A 17397-nucleotide genomic window follows, 5' to 3' on the forward strand; every position below is an offset into this window, starting at 1 on the left:
GCTCCCTTTGTCATGCTCTCGCAGCTGCGTTCCCCTTTGCGCAGCCCCTCGGAACCTACGCAGCCGACCTGACAGAGTCAACAGTTTGTTGAATGGCGGACGGTGGGGTGAACCAGGTGCGGCCCGGCCTGCGCCCGGCCCCCGGTGACCGCGCCGTTCGCGCCGGAAACCTGATGGAGTAGCCGCCACTTGACGGATTGCGCCGACCGGCCTTGGCGGGTGCTCCGTCCACGTCACAGGATCGGGGCAATGCGAAGCGGGCCCGCCCTCCCGGCCGGCCGGGCCCCCGTGCGCCTTGTCCATCCACTGAGGGGGAGCGCCATGTTGAACGTCGCCGTGGTCTATTACTCGTCAACCGGGAACGTGCACCGGCTGGCCGACGCCGCAGCAGTCTCCGCGAAGAAGACGGGCGCCGAAGTGCGCCTGCGCCGGGTGGCGGAAGTGTTTCCGCAGTCGCAGGTGGAGGCCGGGAACGACGCCTGGGCCGCACATCTGGAAGCCACCCGCGATGTACCCCTGGCCGCACTGGACGACCTGGAGTGGGCGGACGCGATCCTGTTCGGCACGCCGACCCGTTTCGGTCTCCCCGCCGCGCAGCTCAAGCAGTTCCTCGACACCACGGTGGGGCTGTCGCTCCAGGGCAGGCTGGTGAACAAGGTCGTCTCCTCGTTCACCTCCACGGCCGCCGGTCACAGCGGGCAGGAGAGCACCATCCTCGCGCTGAACAACACCTACTACCACTGGGGGGCGATCATCGTCCCGACCGGCGCCACGGACCCGGTCCTGACCACACCGGGCAACGGCAACCCGTACGGGGTCAGCAGCGTCTCCGGCAACCAGCCCGGCAACGTCAGCGAGGAGAACCTCGCGGCCATGGAGTTCCAGGCCCGCCGGGTCGCCGCGATCGCAGCCGCCCTCAAGCGGGGCTTCCAGGCCGCCTGACGTCTCCGCCGCCGTACAGACCGCGTCAGCAAGCCGTACAGACCGCGTCAGCACGCAGCGCAGACCGCGTCGGCACGCAGTGCAGGCCGCGTCAGCGCGCACACCATCACAGGAGGTCCGACGCATGGAGAGCAGGATCGCCCTCGTCACGGGGGCAGCCGGCGGAATCGGTGAAGCAGTGGTCCGGGCACTGGGGGAGCGCGGTGTGCGGATCGCCGCCGTCGACCAGGACGGCGACCGCCTCCGGCGCACGGTGGGCGGTCTCGTCGCCGAAGGGCATCAGGTCGCCGGATTCGTCTGCGACGTGACGAGCGGCCCGGACGTCGAATCGACGGTCGAGAGCGTCGAGTCGGAGCTGGGGCCCGTGGACTATCTCGTCAATGCGGCCGGTGTGCTGCGCCTGGGGGAGGCCCGCAGCCTCACCGACGAGGACTGGCTGTCGACGTTCGCGGTCAACACCACCGGCGTCTTCCACATGTGCCGGGCAGTCGCCAACCGGATGGTCCCCCGCTCGCGCGGCGGCATCGTCACCGTCGCGTCGAACGCGGCCGGCACCCCCCGCACGGACATGGCCGCATACGCCGCGTCGAAGGCGGCGGCGTCCATGTTCACCAAGAGCCTCGGCCTGGAACTGGCACGGCACGGCATCCGCTGCAACGTGGTCGCACCCGGTTCGACCGACACTCCGATGCTCACCTCGATGTGGCAGGACGAGAGCGGGCCCAAGGGCACCATCGAAGGCCGGCCCGAAGCTTTCCGGGTGGGCATCCCGCTCGGCAGGCTGGCCCGCCCGTCGAACATCGCCGACGCCGTCGTCTTCCTCCTCTCGGACCAGTCCTCGCACATCACCCTGCACGACCTGACGGTCGACGGGGGTGCCGCACTCGGTGTCTGACCGACCGACTGACCCCAACCAGCGGAGAAGGACCTTGCCCGGCATACCCCTTATTGAGCCGTACCCGATGCCGACGTCGGCCGATCTCCCCGCCAACGTCGCAGGGTGGACCGCCGACCCGGAGCGGGCCGTACTGCTCGTTCACGACATGCAGCGCTACTTCCTGAAGCCCCTGCCCGACGCCCTGCGTGACGAACTGGTCCGCAACGCGGCGGAGTTACGGGACCGCTGTGCGGCGCTCGGCGTCCCCGTGGCGTACACGGCGCAGCCCGGCGGGATGACCGAGCAACAGCGCGGCCTGCTCGCGGACTTCTGGGGACCGGGCATGCGTACCGCCCCCGCCGACCGGGAGGTCGTCGAGCCGCTGGCCCCGGTCCCCGGAGACTGGGTGTTCACCAAGTGGCGCTACAGCGCCTTCTTCCGCTCCGACCTGCTGAAACACATGCGCCAGGCCGGCCGTGACCAACTGATCATCTGTGGCGTGTACGCACACGTCGGAGTGCTCATGAGCGCCGTCGACGCGTTCACCAACGACATCCAGGCATTCCTGGTCGCGGACGCCGTCGCCGACTTCTCCGCGGACCAGCACCGACAGGCCGTCGAGTACGCGGCGAGCCGCTGTGCGATGGCGGTCACGACCAAGGAAGTCCTGCTGTGACCGGAACCCGAGAGTGCGCCCCCCTTCCCCCGGGCGGCCCCGACCTGCTCGGACAGGTACTCAGTGACCGGCCGCCGCCGTTCGCGCTGCTCCACCGTCCCGAGGCGTCCGGCCGGGGAACGCTGGACGTCCTGCTCGGCGAGGTCTCGACACCCGCCACGCTCGCCGAGATCCCGCTGCCGGACGCGGCCGGCCGGCCGGGTGCTCCCCGGCACGAGATGCTGGTCCTCGTCCCCTACTGCCAGATCGCCGAGCGCGGCTTCGTCTGCACCGACGACGGCGCACCGCTGATCGCCATGACCGTCGTCGACCAGACGACCACTCCGGTCACCGAAGCGCTGTCCCGGATCCCGGACGCGCCCATCGAGCTGGCGGGCGGGCACTTCGACATCGACGACGACACCTACGCCGACACCGTCCGCCGGGTGATCGCTGACGAGATCGGCCAGGGCGCCGGGGCCAACTTCGTCCTCAAGCGCACGTTCGTGGCCGATATCACCGGTTACACGCCGCGCAGCGCGCTCACCCTCTTCCGGCGGTTGCTGGTGGGGGAGTCGGGCGCGTACTGGACGTTCATCGTGCACACCGGGACGCGTACGTTCGTCGGTGCCACACCGGAGTGTCACGTCAGCCTGCGCGACGGAACCGCCGTGATGAACCCCGTCAGCGGCACCTACCGCTACCCGCCTTCGGGGCCCACCCTGCCCGGCGTGATGGAGTTCCTCGCCGACCGCAAGGAGGCCGACGAGCTCTACATGGTCGTCGACGAGGAACTGAAGATGATGGCCCGGATCTGCGAGAAGGGCGGCCGGGTGACCGGGCCCTATCTCAAGGAGATGGCGCGCCTCGCGCACACCGAATACGTCATCGAGGGCCACAGCACCAGGGATCCGCGCGAGATCCTGCGCGAGACGATGTTCGCGCCCACCGTCACCGGCAGCCCGCTGGAGAACGCCTGCCGGGTCATTCACACGTACGAGCCGCAGGGCCGCGGCTACTACAGCGGGGTCGTCGCGCTCATCGGACAGGACGGGGCCGGTGCCCGCGCCCTCGACTCCGCGATCCTCATCCGTACCGCCGACATCGGCGGGGGCGGACGGCTGAACATCAGCGTCGGCGCGACGCTCGTACGCCACTCCGACCCCGCTTCCGAAGTGGCGGAGACCCGGGCCAAGGCCGCAGGACTGCTCGCGGCGCTGCAGGCCGACGCCCCGGCGACGCTGGCGTCGCACCCCGAGGTCAGGGCTGCGCTGGAACAGCGCAACGACACCATCGCCGGCTTCTGGCTCGCCGGCGGGCAGCCCGGCCGGGCCGGCGGACCTGCCCCGGACGGACAGAGCGACGCGCTGTCCGGCAGCGACCGCAAGGTGCTCGTCATCGATGCGGAGGACACCTTCACCGCGATGCTCGCCCACCAACTCCGGTCGGTGGGGCTCTCCGTGACGGTACGTCGCTTCGACGAGCCGTACGGCTTCGACGGCTGGGACCTCGTCATCATGGGGCCGGGCCCCGGTTCCCCGCACGACAGCGGCCATCCCAAGATCGCACACCTGCGGGCAGCGATACGGACCCTGCTCGCCGAGCGGCGGCCCTTCCTCGCCGTCTGCCTCAGCCATCAACTCCTCAGCCGCGAGACCGGCTTCGAGGTGGCCCGCCGGGCCACCCCGAACCAGGGTGTGCAGCGCGAGATCGACTTCTTCGGTCTCCGGGAGCGGGTCGGCTTCTACAACACCTTCGCCGCGGTCTCCTCCCACGACAAGGTCGACTGCGGTGCGGCCGGGATCGTGGAGGTGAGCCGCGACGCCCGTACGGGCGAGGTGTACGGCCTGCGCGGCAGCCACTTCGCCTCGATGCAGTTCCACCCCGAGTCCCTGCTCACCCAGGACGGCGTACGCATCCTGGAACGGCTCATCGCGGAGGTGCTGAGCACATGAGGGATGAGCGCATGACCGCTGAGCCCATGACTGCTGAGCTCATGGGGGCCGTGGATCCGGCCCCGCCCGGGCCGAACACACCACCCGTACCCACCCAGATGACGGACTCCGCACCGGTTTCTGTACTCAGGACCGCGCCGGCGGTGTCATCTTCTCCAGACCTCCACCCACCTGTGCAGCCGCAGTCGAAGCCGAGGAAATCCTGATGTTCCGGATACCTTCCAGCAACAACGGCCTCTATCTCGGATCGGTGCCCGAGTCGGCCGCCGCGAAGAATGGCGGCACACTGATCACGCTCGACCACGACATGGTCACCCTGCCCGGCGTCCGGCGCACCCTGACCGTCGCCGAACTCGCCGAGCACGTGGACGACATGGCGGGCCGCCTGTGGGCCGCCGGGGTCCGGCCGAGCGAGCACGTCGCGGTCCACCTGAGCCCCGGGTTCGACATCTATGTGCTGGCAACCGCGGCGGCCCGTATCGGCGCCGTGCCGGTCATGCTGTCACCGGCTCTGGAGGGGGAGAGCGTCGCCGCACTGCTCGAACGGCTGGACAGGCCGCATCTGCTCACGGACGGAACGAAGCTGGACGGGGCGCTGTCCGCCTTCCCGATCGGCGACCTCACCGACCGCGTCATCGTCACCACCGGCTCCCGGCCGGACGCCGTGACCCTGGCCGGACTTGCCGGGTCGCCGCGGCAGCAGCCGGTCATGCTCCACCCCGACCAGCCCGCGCTGATGACGCACACCTCCGGCACCACAGGGCTGCCGAAGCTCGTCGTGCACTCCGCGCGCAGCCTGCACGGCCGGTACCGCCCGCAGGAACGGCTCGCCTCCCTGGTCCGCCGGCGCGAGACCGTGGCCATCCACGTGTCGTACGTGCATTCGCGGATGTATCTGGCGCTCGCCGTACTGCTGCCACGGGCCATGCCACTGGTCATCATGAACGAATCGGCGCCCGCCGGAGTCGCGGAGCTCTTCGCCGAGACACGGCCCGGGTTCATCGAGACCCACCCGAACTCCTTCATGGAGTGGGAAGAACTCGTCGACCACCCGCGCAAACCGCTCGCCAGCGTCCGCTACTTCAGCAGCACGTTCGACGCGATCCACCCGAGCACCATGGACCGGCTGCTGGGGGCGTCGGAACGCCGCTCGCCGCTGTTCTTCCAGATCTACGGCCAGAGCGAGTGCGGCCCGCTGGTGGGCCGTGGCTACACCCGGAAGAACGCGCACAAGGCCGACGGCCGGTGCCTGGGGTTCGCCATGCCGGGCGTGACGAACTTCCGCCTGGTGAGCCGCAACGGCGCCCGGCCGTCCCGGGAGACCCCGGGCTACATCGAGGTGAGCACCGGCGGCCGCGCCCTGACCTACTTCGGGGAGAGGGAGCGCTTCGACCAGCAGGTGCACGGCAGTTGGTGGCGCGGCGGTGATGTCGGATACCGCTCCAGGTTCGGCTGCCTCCATCTGCTGGACCGTGAGGTCGACGTCATCCCGACCATCCACAGCACCCTGGAGGTCGAGGACACCCTGCTCGGCCGGCTGGAGGAGCTGACCGAACTCGTCGTGGTGGCGGGCCCGCACCAGGAGCCCGTCCCGGTCGTGTGCACCAAGGACGACCGGCCGTTGCAAGCCGAGCGGTGGCGGTCCGCGGTGGCCGATCTCGCGCCGATGGCAGCTCCGGTCCAGATGCCGCTGACCGAGCTGCCCCGTACGGCCACCATGAAGATCAAGCGCATCGAACTGTCCCAGTGGCTGCGGACGCAGGAGGGCCCGGAATCGTGACACGGCAAGTGACCGGGGGCGACGTCCGGCCCCCCGCGGCGGACTTCGACGTACTCGTGGTCGGCGCCGGACCGAGCGGGCTGATGGCGGCCTGCGAGCTGCTGCGGCGCGGGGTCCGGGTGCGCGTCATCGACCGGGCGCCGGAGCCCGTGCGCGCTCCGAAGGCCCTGTCGCTGTGGCCGCGTGCGCTCGACATCCTGGAGGACGTGGGGCTGTACGAGGAGATCCGGCGGAAATCCAACCGGATCGACGCGTTCAGCTACTTCTCCGACCGCAGGCTGCTCGCCTCCTTCGGCTTCTCCGAGGACCTGGCGTCCCGGATCCTCCCGCAGTACGAGACCGAACAGGCGCTCACCGGACAGCTGGAGCGCCTCGGCGGCAAGCCCGAGCGCGGCGTCCGGCTCCTGGCCCTGGACGATGTCGACCACTCCGGGGACATCGAGGCCACCGACGGTGTCACCGCCGTACTGGAACATTCCGACGGGGGAGTGGAACGCGTCAGGGCGCCGTTCGTCATCGGCGCCGACGGAGCGAGCAGCTCCGTGCGCGGCCAGATCGGCGTCGGCTTCGACGGCAGCACGTACGAGATGGCCTTCGCGCTGGTCGACACCCGGATCGAGGGCCACCTTCCGCCGGACGAGATCAGCTACTACCAGTCCCCGGCGGGGACATTGGTGATCGTGCCGATGCCGGACGGTGTCTTCCGCTTCCTGTCCGTCATGGCCGGCGGCCGTGAGGTGAGCGTGCCCATGATGCAGGCCGTTCTCGACGAACGGGGGCCACGCGGGGTGCGGATCACGGAACCGGTGTGGCAGACGGTCTTCCGGGTCCATGCCCGGCACGCCACCGACTTCCGGCGCGGACGTGTCTTCCTCATGGGAGACGCGGCACATGTGCACAGCCCGGCGGGCGGACAGGGTATGAACAACGGGCTCCAGGACGCCAACAACCTCGGCTGGAAACTGGCTTCGGTGATCCAGGGCCGGGCGCCGGGCTCGCTGCTGGGGACCTACGGCCCGGAACGCTCCGAAGCGACCCGCCGCATCGTCCGTGACACCGATCTGCAGACCCGGGCCTGGATGGTCGACAGCCAGGTGCGCATCCGGGCCCGCGACGCCGCCTTCCGGCTGCTCGACAGGTCCGGCGCGGTGTCCCGGCTCTACGCACCGGTGATGGCCGGCCGGCGCCTGGCTTATACGCCGGCCCGCGCCACCCAGTACCCGGCCCGCCGGTCGGGCTGCCCGCCGCGTACCCGGCTGCCCGGCGGTCTGAAGGTCGGCGCCGTCTTCCCCCGGGAGCGGGCGGTGCCCCTCGGTATCTCGGGCCCGGACGTGGACCCGTCGGCCTGGACGGTCGCCGTGATCGCGCCCCGGGACGGTTCCGCCTGGCTGACCGAGGTCGGGCACCTGGTCGACCGGTGGCCGCCGCTGCGAGTGGTGCGGCTGGCGCGCGCGGATGTCGCGCCGTACGGCGGCTGTGGGCGGCCGGGCTACTACCTCGTCCGCCCGGACGGACACATTGCCGCGCACGGCCACGAGCGGGACCTGAACCGGCTGGAGGCCGAACTGGGTTCGGCGCTGCTGCCGCGCACCTGATCATCTCCCCGTGAACGTAGGGCCGTTGGGGTTGCGTCCTCATATCCTCGACAATTAATATCCAGGATATGAGGATGCATGAGGGCGTCGAATGGGCGCTGCACAGTTGCCTCAACCTGGCGTGGGCCGGGGACGAGCGGGCGATCACGGCTGCCCGGCTCGCGGCGTACCACGACCTGCCGGCGGCCTACCTCAACAAGCAGCTTCAAGCGCTGGCCCGGGCGGGCATCGTGTCGTCCGCTCCGGGCCCGCGGGGCGGGTTCCGGCTGGCCCGCAGGCCCGAGGACGTCACCCTGATGGATGTGGTGGCGGCGATCGAGGGGCCGGACCAGGCCTTCCGCTGTACCGAGATCCGGCAGCAGGGGCCGGGTGCGGGGATGCCGGACAACTACGGCGGTCCTTGCACCGTTTCGCGGGCCATGCGCAAGGCCGAGGTCGCCTGGCGCCGGGAGCTCGCGGGCCAGACCCTCGCGGACATCAAGGCCACGGCGGAGCGTACCGCCCCCGGTGTGCCCGGCCGCGTGCGCCGCTGGTTCGCCGACTCCCGCGCCTGAACCCCCGCCGGCCCCCGGGCAGCGGCGGGGAATACCCGCACAGCAATTCTGGACATTTTTTATCCTGATACCAAGGGGTTCAACCATGAGTGCTCAGCCTGAACGCATCTGTGTCTGCGAGGTGTTGCCCTGGTGGACGGCGGATCCGCAACCACTGCGGCAGGGGATCGGGGGCACTCCGTGACGGACCTCGAATCCCCGGTGGCCACCACCACCGGTACGGACCGGTCGCCGTTAAAGGGGTGGCTCGCGGTCGCCGCCGTCACCCTGGGAATCTTCTCCCTGATGACATCGGAACTGCTGCCGGTCGGCCTGCTCACGCCGGTCGGTTCCGAGCTGAAGGTGTCCGAGGGCACGGCCGGGCTGATGGTGACGGTGCCCGGTCTGGTGGCCGCGGTGTCGGCGCCGCTGATCACCGTGGCCGCCGGCCGGCTGGACCGCAGGTGGGTGCTGGCCGTACTGGTCGGCCTGGTCGGTGTGGCCAATCTGGCGGGCGCCCTGGCGCCGAACTTCGCCACCCTGCTCATCGCCCGCCTCTTCATCGGCGTGAGCGTCGGCGGCTTCTGGGCGATCGCGGGCGGCCTCGCCCTGCGGCTGGTGCCCGAGAAGCATGTCCCCCGGGCCATGTCGATCATCTTCGGCGGTGTGTCGACCGCATCGGTGCTCGGTGTGCCCACCGGCACCCTGCTCGGCGACATGAGCGGCTGGCGCACCGCTTTCGCCTCGGTCGGGCTGCTCGGCCTGGCGGCTCTGGTCTGCCTGGTGCTGATGGTCCCGCCGCTGCCGGCCACCCGGACGATCACCATGGCCGCACTGCCCCGGCTGCTCCGCGCCAACACGGCCATCCGGATCGGCGTACTGGCCACTTTCCTGCTCATCACCGGTCACTTCATCGCGTACACATTCGTCCGCCCGGTCCTCCAGGACATCTCCGGCTTCGACGGCGACATGACCAGCTCACTGCTGCTCATCTACGGAGTGGCGGGCATCCTCGGCAATTTCGTGGCCGGTTCCCGGGCCGCGAAGCATGTCCGGGGGACACTGTTCGTCATCGCCCTCGTACTGACGGCTGCCATGGTCCTCATCCCCGTCCTCGGCACCGGACACGTCGGAGGGCTTCTCCTCCTGGTGCTCTGGGGTCTCGGGTACGGAGGAGTCTCGGTGAGCCTGCAGACCTGGATGCTCAAGGCCGCCCCGGAAGCGAACGAGGCCGCCTCGTCCCTCTTCGTCATGATGTTCAATCTGTCGATCGCCCTCGGCGCACTCATCGGCGGCCGCGTCGTGGACGGCTCAACGGCCGGTGTGCTGTGGCTCGGAGGCGCACTTGTCCTCCTGACCGCGGTGGCGGTGGGCGCGTCCAGGAAGGCGCAACTCGCCTGAGGGTGTGCGCCGTCGGGGCCCGAGCGGGATCCCGGTCCGGCACCCGCACCCCTCCATGAACCGCCGCGTTGCGCCGACCGTCCTCGGCACAACGCGGCCCTGCCACAGCGCAACACCGCCCCCGCGCGGTTCCTGGGAGCAGCGCGGGGGCGGTCGGGCAGTCCTGCCGCAGCAAGGCTCCGGCGGACCGTCTCTCAGGTCACCGTCTGCCGCAGTGCGCGGTCCGCCAGCGCAGCCGCGGCGCCCGTGTAGCGCGCCGGATCGCACAGTTCGGCCAGTTCGGCCGCGCTCAGCCGGCCGTGCAGTTCCGGGGCTCCGGCCAGCACGTCGTGCAGCGGCCGGGCGGTCCGCGCCGCGACCGTGGACGCCTCACTCAGTACCCGCTGAGCCGTGGCCTTGCCGATCCGGGGCGCCAGCACCGCCGCGATCCGCTCCGAGACGATCCCGCCCCCGGTGAGTTCCAGATTCGCCCTCATCCGCTCAGGGCGCACCTCAAGGCCCTCGGCCAGTTCCGCCGCCGTGCAGGCGGCTCCGCCGGCCAGCCGCAGGCATTCCCGCAGCAACTGCCACTCGGCCTGCCAGACACCGCCGGACCGCTCGTCCTCCGAGACCAGGCACTGGGTCAGGCCCGCGGCCAGGACGGGAACCTGCAGCGCGGCACTGCGCACCAGGGTGGCCAGAACGGGGTTGCGCTTGTGGGGCATGGCCGATGAACCTCCCCGCCCGGCGGCAGTCGGCTCGGCGACTTCGCCGACCTCCGTCCGGGACAGCGTCTGCACGTCGACAGCCATCTTGGCCAGCGCCCCGGTGGTGAAGGCCAGGGCCGCCGCCAGGTCGGCGACCGGGGTACGCAGGACATGCCAGGGCAGCACGGGCCGTGCGAGACCCGTCTCCGACGCGAACGCGTCGAGCAGCCGGTCGAGGTAGTCGTCCGGGTCGGGCTGCCCGTCGGTTCCGGCCGTTCCATCGCCGTCGATCCGGGCGTACTCCAGGTATCCGGCGAGCGTTCCCGCGGCCCCGCCCAGCGAGACGGGCAGCCCGTGGTCGAGAAGCCGGCCGAGCCGTGCGTCCGCCTCCAGGACGAGCTGCCGCCAGCCGGCCGCCTTCAGGCCGAAGGTCGTGGGCACGGCGTGCAGGGCCAGGGTGCGGCCCGCCATCACGGTGTCGCGGTGCCGGCGGGCCAGCTCTCCCAGGGCCGTGGCCACCCGGGCGAGATCGGCCCGTACGATCCGCAGCGCCCGCCCGGCGACCAGCATGGCACCGGTGTCGAAGATGTCCTGACTGGTGGAGCCGCGGTGCACGTACTCGGCGGCGGCCGGGTCGTCGGCGGCCACCGCCCGGCTGAGCGCCCGCACGAGCCCGACGACCGGGTTGGCGGTCTCCCGGGACTCGACGGCCAGCGCACGCAGGTCGAGACGGTCCGCCCGCGCCGCCCGGGTGATGGCGTCCGCGGCCGCGGACGGCAGGGCCCCCAGTCCGGCCTGCGCACGGGCCAGAGCCGCTTCCGCGTCCAGCATCGCCTGGAGCCAGGCGCGGTCGCAGACAGCCGCTTCGACAGGGGTGCCGGCCCGCACGGGAGACAGCAACCCGGCGTCGGTCAGCACATCGGGCTGCTCGGTCATACGACCACCCCCACGAGGTCGGAGTCGGCGGTGAACGGGCGTACCCCGGCCGGGACATGAGCGACCGGGGGCAGGGCGAGCACGGCGCGGGCGATCTCGTCGGAGTCGCCCAGCGTCACCGAGTCCACTCCGGGCCGTATCCCGGCCGCGGTCACCCAGTGCACGGACTCGGTGGGAACCCCGTAGGCGAACCGGCGCGGGTGGGCGGTGCCCTGTGGCCCGAGGACGTGGTAGGGCCGCGGGGTCACGGCGAGGCCCCCGGTCTCGTAACCGCCCTCCTGGCCGCCCGGGATGCGGTACGTGGTGCACTGGCCGGTGTTGAGCAGATGCCGCAGCAGCGGGTCGGCCGTACGGCGCAGATCGGGCTCCGGCAGCCGGGCCTCTATCAGCGTCTGCGCCCGCACCGGAGGGCCGGGTATGACAGTGGAGTCGGCGACGAATGCCGGGTTGCCCGTGTCGATGCGAATACGGGTGCCCGGTCCGGTGACCTCCAGGATGCCCGCTTCCATGAGCGCGCCCATCTCCTCGATACGGGAGGCCGGCGGGCCGATGGAGAGGTAGGCGTTCAGGGGTGTGTACCAGCCTTCGAGGTCGTCCCGGTGCGAGCCGCCGTCCAGGCCCCCGTGGTCGACCGCGAGCCGGACTTCGTTCCGCAGGTCCCGCAGGACGTCGAGCGCGGCCTTGAGCGGGCCGCTGAGGTTGCCCGCTCGTGCCTGCCGCACGTCCCTGGCCAGGTAGTCCAGCAGCCAGGACCGGAATGCGTCGCGATCGGTGAAGACCCGGTCCCCGTAGGGCTTGGTGAGCCGTTCCCAGCTCCAGCGGTCATCGGTCCCGATACGCCAGGCGTCCAGCAGCGCCGCCGGGTCCTGTCCCGGCGGCAGCGCCAGATACTGGTCGGTGAAGGGCTCACGGTCCGCGCCCCGCCCCCGGGCCGCCAGCAGGGTGCCGTAGTAGACGCTCTCCACTTCCCGGGAGATGAGCGGCCACAGCTCCGTGGCGAAGCGGACCCCGCCGGCCTCCGCAGGCCTGCTGCGCAGTCCGTCGATCAGCGCCGGGGTCAGGAGCCGGGGGAAGTACCGTCCGGAAGCGCCCTTCTCGTTCTCCCCGCGGGCCTGGTACGGAACACCGCGACGCGAACTCGCGTACAGCTGCGGTTCGTTCCCCGAAGGCCGGTAGACCAGGCGCTCGCCCTCCCGGTCGAAGGTCCCCCCGCGCCCGACGGTGAACAGTGCCATGTGGTCGAAGAAGTTGAGTCCCAGCCCCCGGAGCAGCACCGGGCTGCCCGGCTGGATCGCGCTGAGGTCGAGGTCCGCCGGGTTGGCGGGGGTGATGTACGTGAGGTGGTGGATACGGGCGAGACTCGCCGTCCGCTCCTCCTGCGGGGTGAGGCGGGCCGCGACATGGCCGAGCGCGAGAACGATGGCGTCCAGGTGGTCGAGTCTCGTACCGTCTTCGAGCCGGACGCCCTGCGGCCCGCCGGGTACGCCGTGGGTGTCGGCCATGGCGACCGCACGCGACCGGTGCACCCGGACCGTCACATGGGCCGGCGCGTGGGCGACCATGTGACGGAACCGGTCGGCCAGGTAACTGCCGTAGAAGGCGCGGGTCGGATAGGAGTCGGGGCCCAGCCCCCGGGCCTCGGCGAGGGTCGCCGCGTCGACGGCTTCCGGTCCGTCCCCGCCGCTTCCGCCGGCCGGTGTCCCGACCAGCTCCTGGGCCCAGTCGTAGAGGCTCGGTCCCGGCTCGACCGGCCCGTCGATCTGTGAACTCTCGTCCGTGTAGACAGTGATCTGTGAGGCCACGGTGTTCATCAGGAGGTGGCGGGACTGTTCGGTACGCCATACGGCGCCGGCGCCCGGAGTGGCCGGGTCGATGACGTGCACGGTCACCGACGGGTGCGAGGGGGAGCGCCGTTCGTTGGCACACAGCCGCTCCAGCACGGACAGACCGCGGGGGCCGGCGCCGACGACGCAGACTTCGATACGGCCGCTGCTCATGACGGGCACTCCGCTCTCGGATGGCTGACAACGATCACTGGGGTGGACCGCGGGGCGGTCATGTTTCCGCCCGGTGGGGGGCGCGTACGGCCGGGTCCTGGCCAGGGACGGGCAGTGTATCCGGGCCGGGTACGGGCAGTGCGTCCGCGGAATCGAAGGACCGGGCGCCGTGCATCCAGGCCACCTGGTCGTGCAGCTCGGCCGCCGAAAGCGAGGACAGCAGCGCGTTCCTGTCACGGGCCGCCTGCCCCGCCGGATGCCACAACTGCGTGCTGCGGCGGGCGAGCAGCTGGATCTGCGCGGTCCGGTCGCGCCGTTCGGCGTTGTACTTCTCGAACCGCGCGGGAAGTTCGTCGGCGCGAGCACCGAGCATCCCGCCGAGCAGCACGGCGTCCTCCAGCGCCTGGCAGGCGCCCTGGGCCGCGTAGTGCAGCATCGGATGTGCGGCGTCGCCCAGCAGGGCCACCCGCCCGTCCGTCCAGTCGCGCACCGGTTCGCGGTCCACGAGCACCCAGGACCGCCAGTCCTCGCCCAGTTCGAGCAGCCGGTGCGGAACTTCACCCAGGTCCGTGAACTCGCGGCGGACGCGCTCCCGTGTCACGGAAACAGCGGCGAACGCCTCCGTGGCGCCGTCGTCACGGCTGGCGGCGAGGTTGAGGTACTTCCCGCCGGCGATGGGATAGTGCACGAAGTGACAGCCGGGGCCGGCCCACCAGGTCACGGTGGGGGAGCGGAGCTCCTCGGGCACCCGGGTCATCTCGATGACGGCCCGGTAGACCGTGAGTCCGGAGACGACCGGCGGCCCGTCGCCCACCAGCTGCCCGCGCAGCGCCGAGTGAATGCCGTCGGCGCCGATCAGGCCGTCGCCGCTGATCCGCTGCCCGTCGTCGAGGACGACCGTCGCGCTCGCCGCGTCCTGTTCATAACCCACGACGCCGCTGCCGCTGCGCAGTTCGACCCCGTCGTGGCGGCGGCAGGCGTCCAGCAGCAGGCCGTGCAGCTCGGCCCGGTGCACCACGACGTACGGATTGCCGAAGCGGCGCCGGTACTCGCCGGTGAGCGGCATGCTCGTCACATGCTCACCGGTGACCCCGTCCATGAACCGCAGAGCTTCCATCCGTACGGCGGTTTCCCGGACGGCGTCCCCCAGACCGAGGCGGTCGAGGGCGTGCAGGCCGTTCGGCGCCAGCTGGATACCGGCGCCGATCTCGGCGAAGCGATCGGCCCGTTCGAGGACCAGCACCTGATGTCCCTGCCCGGCGACGGCGAGGGCGGCGGCCAGTCCGCCGATGCCGCCGCCGACCACGACTGTCTTCATCGTCCTGCTCCCTCCGTGCTCCCTCACGGGCGCCGGCCCTCCGCTGCGAGGAGCCGCGCGAGCTCAAGTCTCTTGATCTTGGTGGTGGCCGTCTGCGGCAGATCGCCCAGACGCTGGTGCACGGGCGCGGCCATGGGCGGCAGGTCCGCGGCCGCGGCTTCCCACGCCGCCGCGTCCAGCGGTTTGTCGTCCTTGGTGCAGACGACGGGCACCGCAGTGCCGTCCGCGCCGCGCACGATGACGACCTCGTTCAGCTCCGTCAGCCTGCCGAGCAGGGTGTCCTCGGCGGCCAGCGTGCTGCCGAACCCCTCGATCAGATCCACCTCCCGGTCGAGGAGATGGACGCACCCCCACTTCGTGCGGTATCCGACGTCGCCCATCCGCCACCAACCGCCTTCGGACACCTGCTGTTCGTAGCGGTCGTGCTCGCCGAGATAGGTCGCGATGCGGCCGTGGCTGCGTACCTCGATATATCCGGGATTGGACTCCGACGGCGCCCTGCCGTCGCGGCTGACGACACGGGCCTCCGTCATACCGGGGAACGGCATTCCGACGCAGCGGCCGTCCGCCTCCGGGTGCCGCCGCCGGGTGAACGCGCGCACCACGGCCGGACCCACCTCGCTCTGCCCGTAGAGCTGGCCGAAGACCGGGGCCCTGCGCCGTGTCGCCCGGAGCAGCCGGTGAACCGTCCGGGGGTGAATGGCGTCGAAGGTGCTGCTGAAGAGTTTGACGTTCGACAGTGGCTCACGGGGGTCGTCGGCCAACTCCTCCCACTCCATGAAGGAGTTGGGGTGGGCCTCCAGGACGCCGGGGCGGATACGGGCGAAGAGATCGCCCACCCGCCGCACATCGGAGTCGGCGAGGACGGCGATCGGGAATCCGCGCATCAGCGAGATGGCGAGCGCGGTGAAGAGCCGGGAATGCACGAACGACACATGCAGGGCGATGGTCTCGCGCCTGACCAGGATGGGGGCGACGGCCAGCAACTGGGGCCGGTACCTGGCCTGGAGGCTGTGGCCCGTATGGACGGCGAGTTTCGGTGTACCGGTGGTCCCCGATGTGTGGGTGATGAGTGCCGGGCGCTCAGGAGGCAGAGTCACCGGGGTGACGCGACCGGCTCCCGCCGGCGAGGTCAGGGAGAGGGCGCGTTCGTGGTCCCCGGTGGTGAGCAGTACCCGCTCCGCCAGCTCGAAGACCGTGTCCGGCAGCTCCTTCGCGAGCTTGTCCGGATCGGTCACCAGGAAGGGCCTGCCCACCCGCCGGACCAGTTCCGCGACCGTCGTGCCGTCCAGCGCCGGGGACAGCAGCACGGGTACGGCACCGATGCGCGCCACCGCACAGGCGAGAAGGATGATGTCGAACCCGTCGGACTTGTGGACGACCACTTTCTGACCGGGGCGTACTCGGGCGGCCCACAGCCGGGAGGCGAAGTCATCGACGATGTCCGCTACTTCGGCGACGGTCATCCGCAGCCCTGCGGAAGGCGCGATGCCGAGCTGGTGGTCGAGAATCAGGATATTCGCCGGATGCCGGGCCGCTGCCCGCTCGAAAAGCGTCCCCAGCCGGAATCCGCGATTTCCTATGCGTTGTAGAAGCATGCCGCCAAGCTCTCGTTGGTGGACGTGAGAATCCGGTCGCCGCATGCTGGTCACTGCTTCGGCCGGAGAGTTCAGGGAGTGGGGGCGTACTGCTCAGCCCCTGTCGACAACGGCCTTGACGCGGTCGAGGGTGGCCGCCAGATCCCCCTTCACCTTGGCGCCCCATTCGGTGAAGAACCGCCGCTTCTCCTGCTCGTCCATGTCCGCGACAATGCCGCGGATTCCCTCGGTCGCCCGGTCCATACGGAAATGGTGGGTGAGGGTGCAACCCCCCTCCACAGGCTCGATGTCGAAACCCCAGATGCTCTGCTGCCTGTTCCCGGAGGTGTCGCGCATGGCCCAGCGGAACGTCACACCGGGATCGGCGGCGACGACCTCGGACTGAGTGATCCACTTTCCCCGGACGACCGGCGCCCAGGAGACAACGCTCTCGTCGCGCAGATTCTCTCCGCGGAAAACAGCTCCGACCGTGGCCGGTTCACCGGAAACCCATTCGCCTCCCAGGCATTCGGGGCTCCATTCGCCACTGCGCGGAAGATCGCTGACGATTGCGTACACATCCTCCGGTGCTGCGGAAACGGTTGTGCGGGCGCCGAGTTCGAAGAGCGGCGATTCTTCACTGATGTTTGGGTCCATGCCCGGAAGCTTGCAGATGCCCTGTGTCGTGGGTCAAAGCCCGGGGCGCGGGTCCGTCAAGTCGCCCCTTGGGGTGCCATGTTGCACGCTCATTCCGGACTGATGTCCCGGCCGAAGTGGTGGGCCGCGATCACCATGCGGTGGGCGTGGTAGAAGCGGTGGGCTCCGTGATTGGCGACCCCCGAGTCGAGTTCGATCCGAGTGCAGCCGGCGCGCCTGGCCCGCGCCTCCAGCTCCTCCATCAGCAGACTTCCGACGCCACCCGACCGCACCCCCGGGTCGGTGACCAGATCGTCGACGAACAGCAGCCGGCCCCGGCTCGTCACCAGCGTCCGGTGAGTCGCCACGCCCACGCACGGCCCGTCCGGGACGTAGGCAGCGGTGAAGACGAGACCCTGCCGGTGGGCCTCAGAGGCGAAGGACATGAACGCCGCTTCGCTGAGGCCGGGCCGCAACGTCCGCAGGAGCGGGCCTATTTCGGTGCGCAT

The 17397-nt window shown here is 70.7% G+C and carries 14 protein-coding genes; 8 read left to right on the plus strand and 6 right to left on the minus strand.

Translation table 11 applies throughout. The annotated features are described in order from the left end of the window. Positions 1-321 precede the first annotated feature (321 nt). From wrbA to OG385_RS29745, 8 genes are all read left to right on the plus strand, one after another. On the plus strand, positions 322-942 hold the full coding sequence (gene wrbA / locus OG385_RS29710) for an NAD(P)H:quinone oxidoreductase (RefSeq protein ID WP_266859320.1): 621 nt from the start codon (positions 322-324) through the stop codon (positions 940-942). A gap of 124 nt (positions 943-1066) precedes the next feature. Further along, a complete protein-coding gene (locus tag OG385_RS29715; RefSeq protein WP_266859322.1) occupies positions 1067-1837 on the plus strand; it encodes a 2,3-dihydro-2,3-dihydroxybenzoate dehydrogenase in 771 nt (256 codons plus the stop codon). A 34-nt stretch (positions 1838-1871) separates the two neighbouring features. After that, positions 1872-2495: an isochorismatase family protein gene (locus OG385_RS29720; RefSeq protein WP_266859324.1), complete on the plus strand. Its 624-nt coding sequence runs from the start codon at positions 1872-1874 to the stop codon at positions 2493-2495. Continuing rightward, positions 2492-4429, plus strand: a complete 1938-nt coding sequence (locus tag OG385_RS29725; RefSeq protein ID WP_323183875.1) for an anthranilate synthase family protein — start codon at positions 2492-2494, stop codon at positions 4427-4429. The genes OG385_RS29720 and OG385_RS29725 overlap by 4 nt, the downstream gene beginning before the upstream one ends. A gap of 205 nt (positions 4430-4634) precedes the next feature. Then, positions 4635-6209, plus strand: a complete 1575-nt coding sequence (locus OG385_RS29730) for a class I adenylate-forming enzyme family protein (protein ID WP_266859326.1) — start codon at positions 4635-4637, stop codon at positions 6207-6209. Then, a complete protein-coding gene (locus tag OG385_RS29735) occupies positions 6206-7804 on the plus strand; it encodes an FAD-dependent monooxygenase (RefSeq protein WP_266859328.1) in 1599 nt (532 codons plus the stop codon). The genes OG385_RS29730 and OG385_RS29735 overlap by 4 nt, the downstream gene beginning before the upstream one ends. Positions 7805-7878: 74 nt before the next feature. Next, positions 7879-8358, plus strand: a complete 480-nt coding sequence (locus OG385_RS29740; RefSeq protein WP_266861261.1) for an Rrf2 family transcriptional regulator — start codon at positions 7879-7881, stop codon at positions 8356-8358. 180 nt (positions 8359-8538) lie between these two features. Beyond that, positions 8539-9738: an MFS transporter gene (locus OG385_RS29745; protein ID WP_266859329.1), complete on the plus strand. Its 1200-nt coding sequence runs from the start codon at positions 8539-8541 to the stop codon at positions 9736-9738. A 194-nt stretch (positions 9739-9932) separates the two neighbouring features. Here OG385_RS29745 and pcaB read toward each other — a convergent pair whose 3' ends face one another. From pcaB to OG385_RS29775, 6 genes are all read right to left on the minus strand, one after another. Continuing rightward, the gene (pcaB, locus tag OG385_RS29750) at positions 9933-11360 is read right to left on the minus strand and encodes a 3-carboxy-cis,cis-muconate cycloisomerase (RefSeq protein WP_266859331.1); all 1428 of its coding nucleotides are present in this window, start codon (positions 11358-11360) and stop codon (positions 9933-9935) included. Then, a complete protein-coding gene (locus OG385_RS29755; RefSeq protein WP_266859333.1) occupies positions 11357-13357 on the minus strand; it encodes an FAD/NAD(P)-binding domain-containing protein in 2001 nt (666 codons plus the stop codon). Before OG385_RS29755 ends, pcaB begins: the two co-directional genes overlap by 4 nt. 58 nt (positions 13358-13415) lie before the next feature. After that, on the minus strand, positions 13416-14675 hold the full coding sequence (locus OG385_RS29760; RefSeq protein ID WP_266859335.1) for an FAD-dependent monooxygenase: 1260 nt from the start codon (positions 14673-14675) through the stop codon (positions 13416-13418). Between the two features lie 23 nt (positions 14676-14698). Next, entirely contained in the window at positions 14699-16273 is a 1575-nt protein-coding gene (locus OG385_RS29765; protein WP_266859337.1) for a class I adenylate-forming enzyme family protein, read from the minus strand. 93 nt (positions 16274-16366) lie between these two features. Next, positions 16367-16909, minus strand: a complete 543-nt coding sequence (locus OG385_RS29770; RefSeq protein WP_266859339.1) for an SRPBCC family protein — start codon at positions 16907-16909, stop codon at positions 16367-16369. An 89-nt stretch (positions 16910-16998) separates the two neighbouring features. Beyond that, entirely contained in the window at positions 16999-17397 is a 399-nt protein-coding gene (locus tag OG385_RS29775; RefSeq protein ID WP_266859341.1) for a GNAT family N-acetyltransferase, read from the minus strand.

This window comes from Streptomyces sp. NBC_01306 (assembly GCF_026340465.1).
GTDB lineage: Bacteria > Actinomycetota > Actinomycetes > Streptomycetales > Streptomycetaceae > Streptomyces.

Coding starts and splice junctions, on each gene's coding strand:
- wrbA (WP_266859320.1), top strand. CDS start 322: ATGTTGAACGTCGCCGTGGTCTATTACTCGTCAACCGGGAACGTGCAC.
- OG385_RS29715 (WP_266859322.1), top strand. CDS start 1,067: ATGGAGAGCAGGATCGCCCTCGTCACGGGGGCAGCCGGCGGAATCGGT.
- OG385_RS29730 (WP_266859326.1), top strand. CDS start 4,635: ATGTTCCGGATACCTTCCAGCAACAACGGCCTCTATCTCGGATCGGTG.
- OG385_RS29740 (WP_266861261.1), top strand. CDS start 7,879: ATGCATGAGGGCGTCGAATGGGCGCTGCACAGTTGCCTCAACCTGGCG.
- pcaB (WP_266859331.1), bottom strand. CDS start 11,360: ATGACCGAGCAGCCCGATGTGCTGACCGACGCCGGGTTGCTGTCTCCC.
- OG385_RS29755 (WP_266859333.1), bottom strand. CDS start 13,357: ATGAGCAGCGGCCGTATCGAAGTCTGCGTCGTCGGCGCCGGCCCCCGC.
- OG385_RS29760 (WP_266859335.1), bottom strand. CDS start 14,675: ATGAAGACAGTCGTGGTCGGCGGCGGCATCGGCGGACTGGCCGCCGCC.
- OG385_RS29765 (WP_266859337.1), bottom strand. CDS start 16,273: ATGCTTCTACAACGCATAGGAAATCGCGGATTCCGGCTGGGGACGCTT.
- OG385_RS29770 (WP_266859339.1), bottom strand. CDS start 16,909: ATGGACCCAAACATCAGTGAAGAATCGCCGCTCTTCGAACTCGGCGCC.
- OG385_RS29775 (WP_266859341.1), bottom strand. CDS start 17,397: ATGCGCACCGAAATAGGCCCGCTCCTGCGGACGTTGCGGCCCGGCCTC.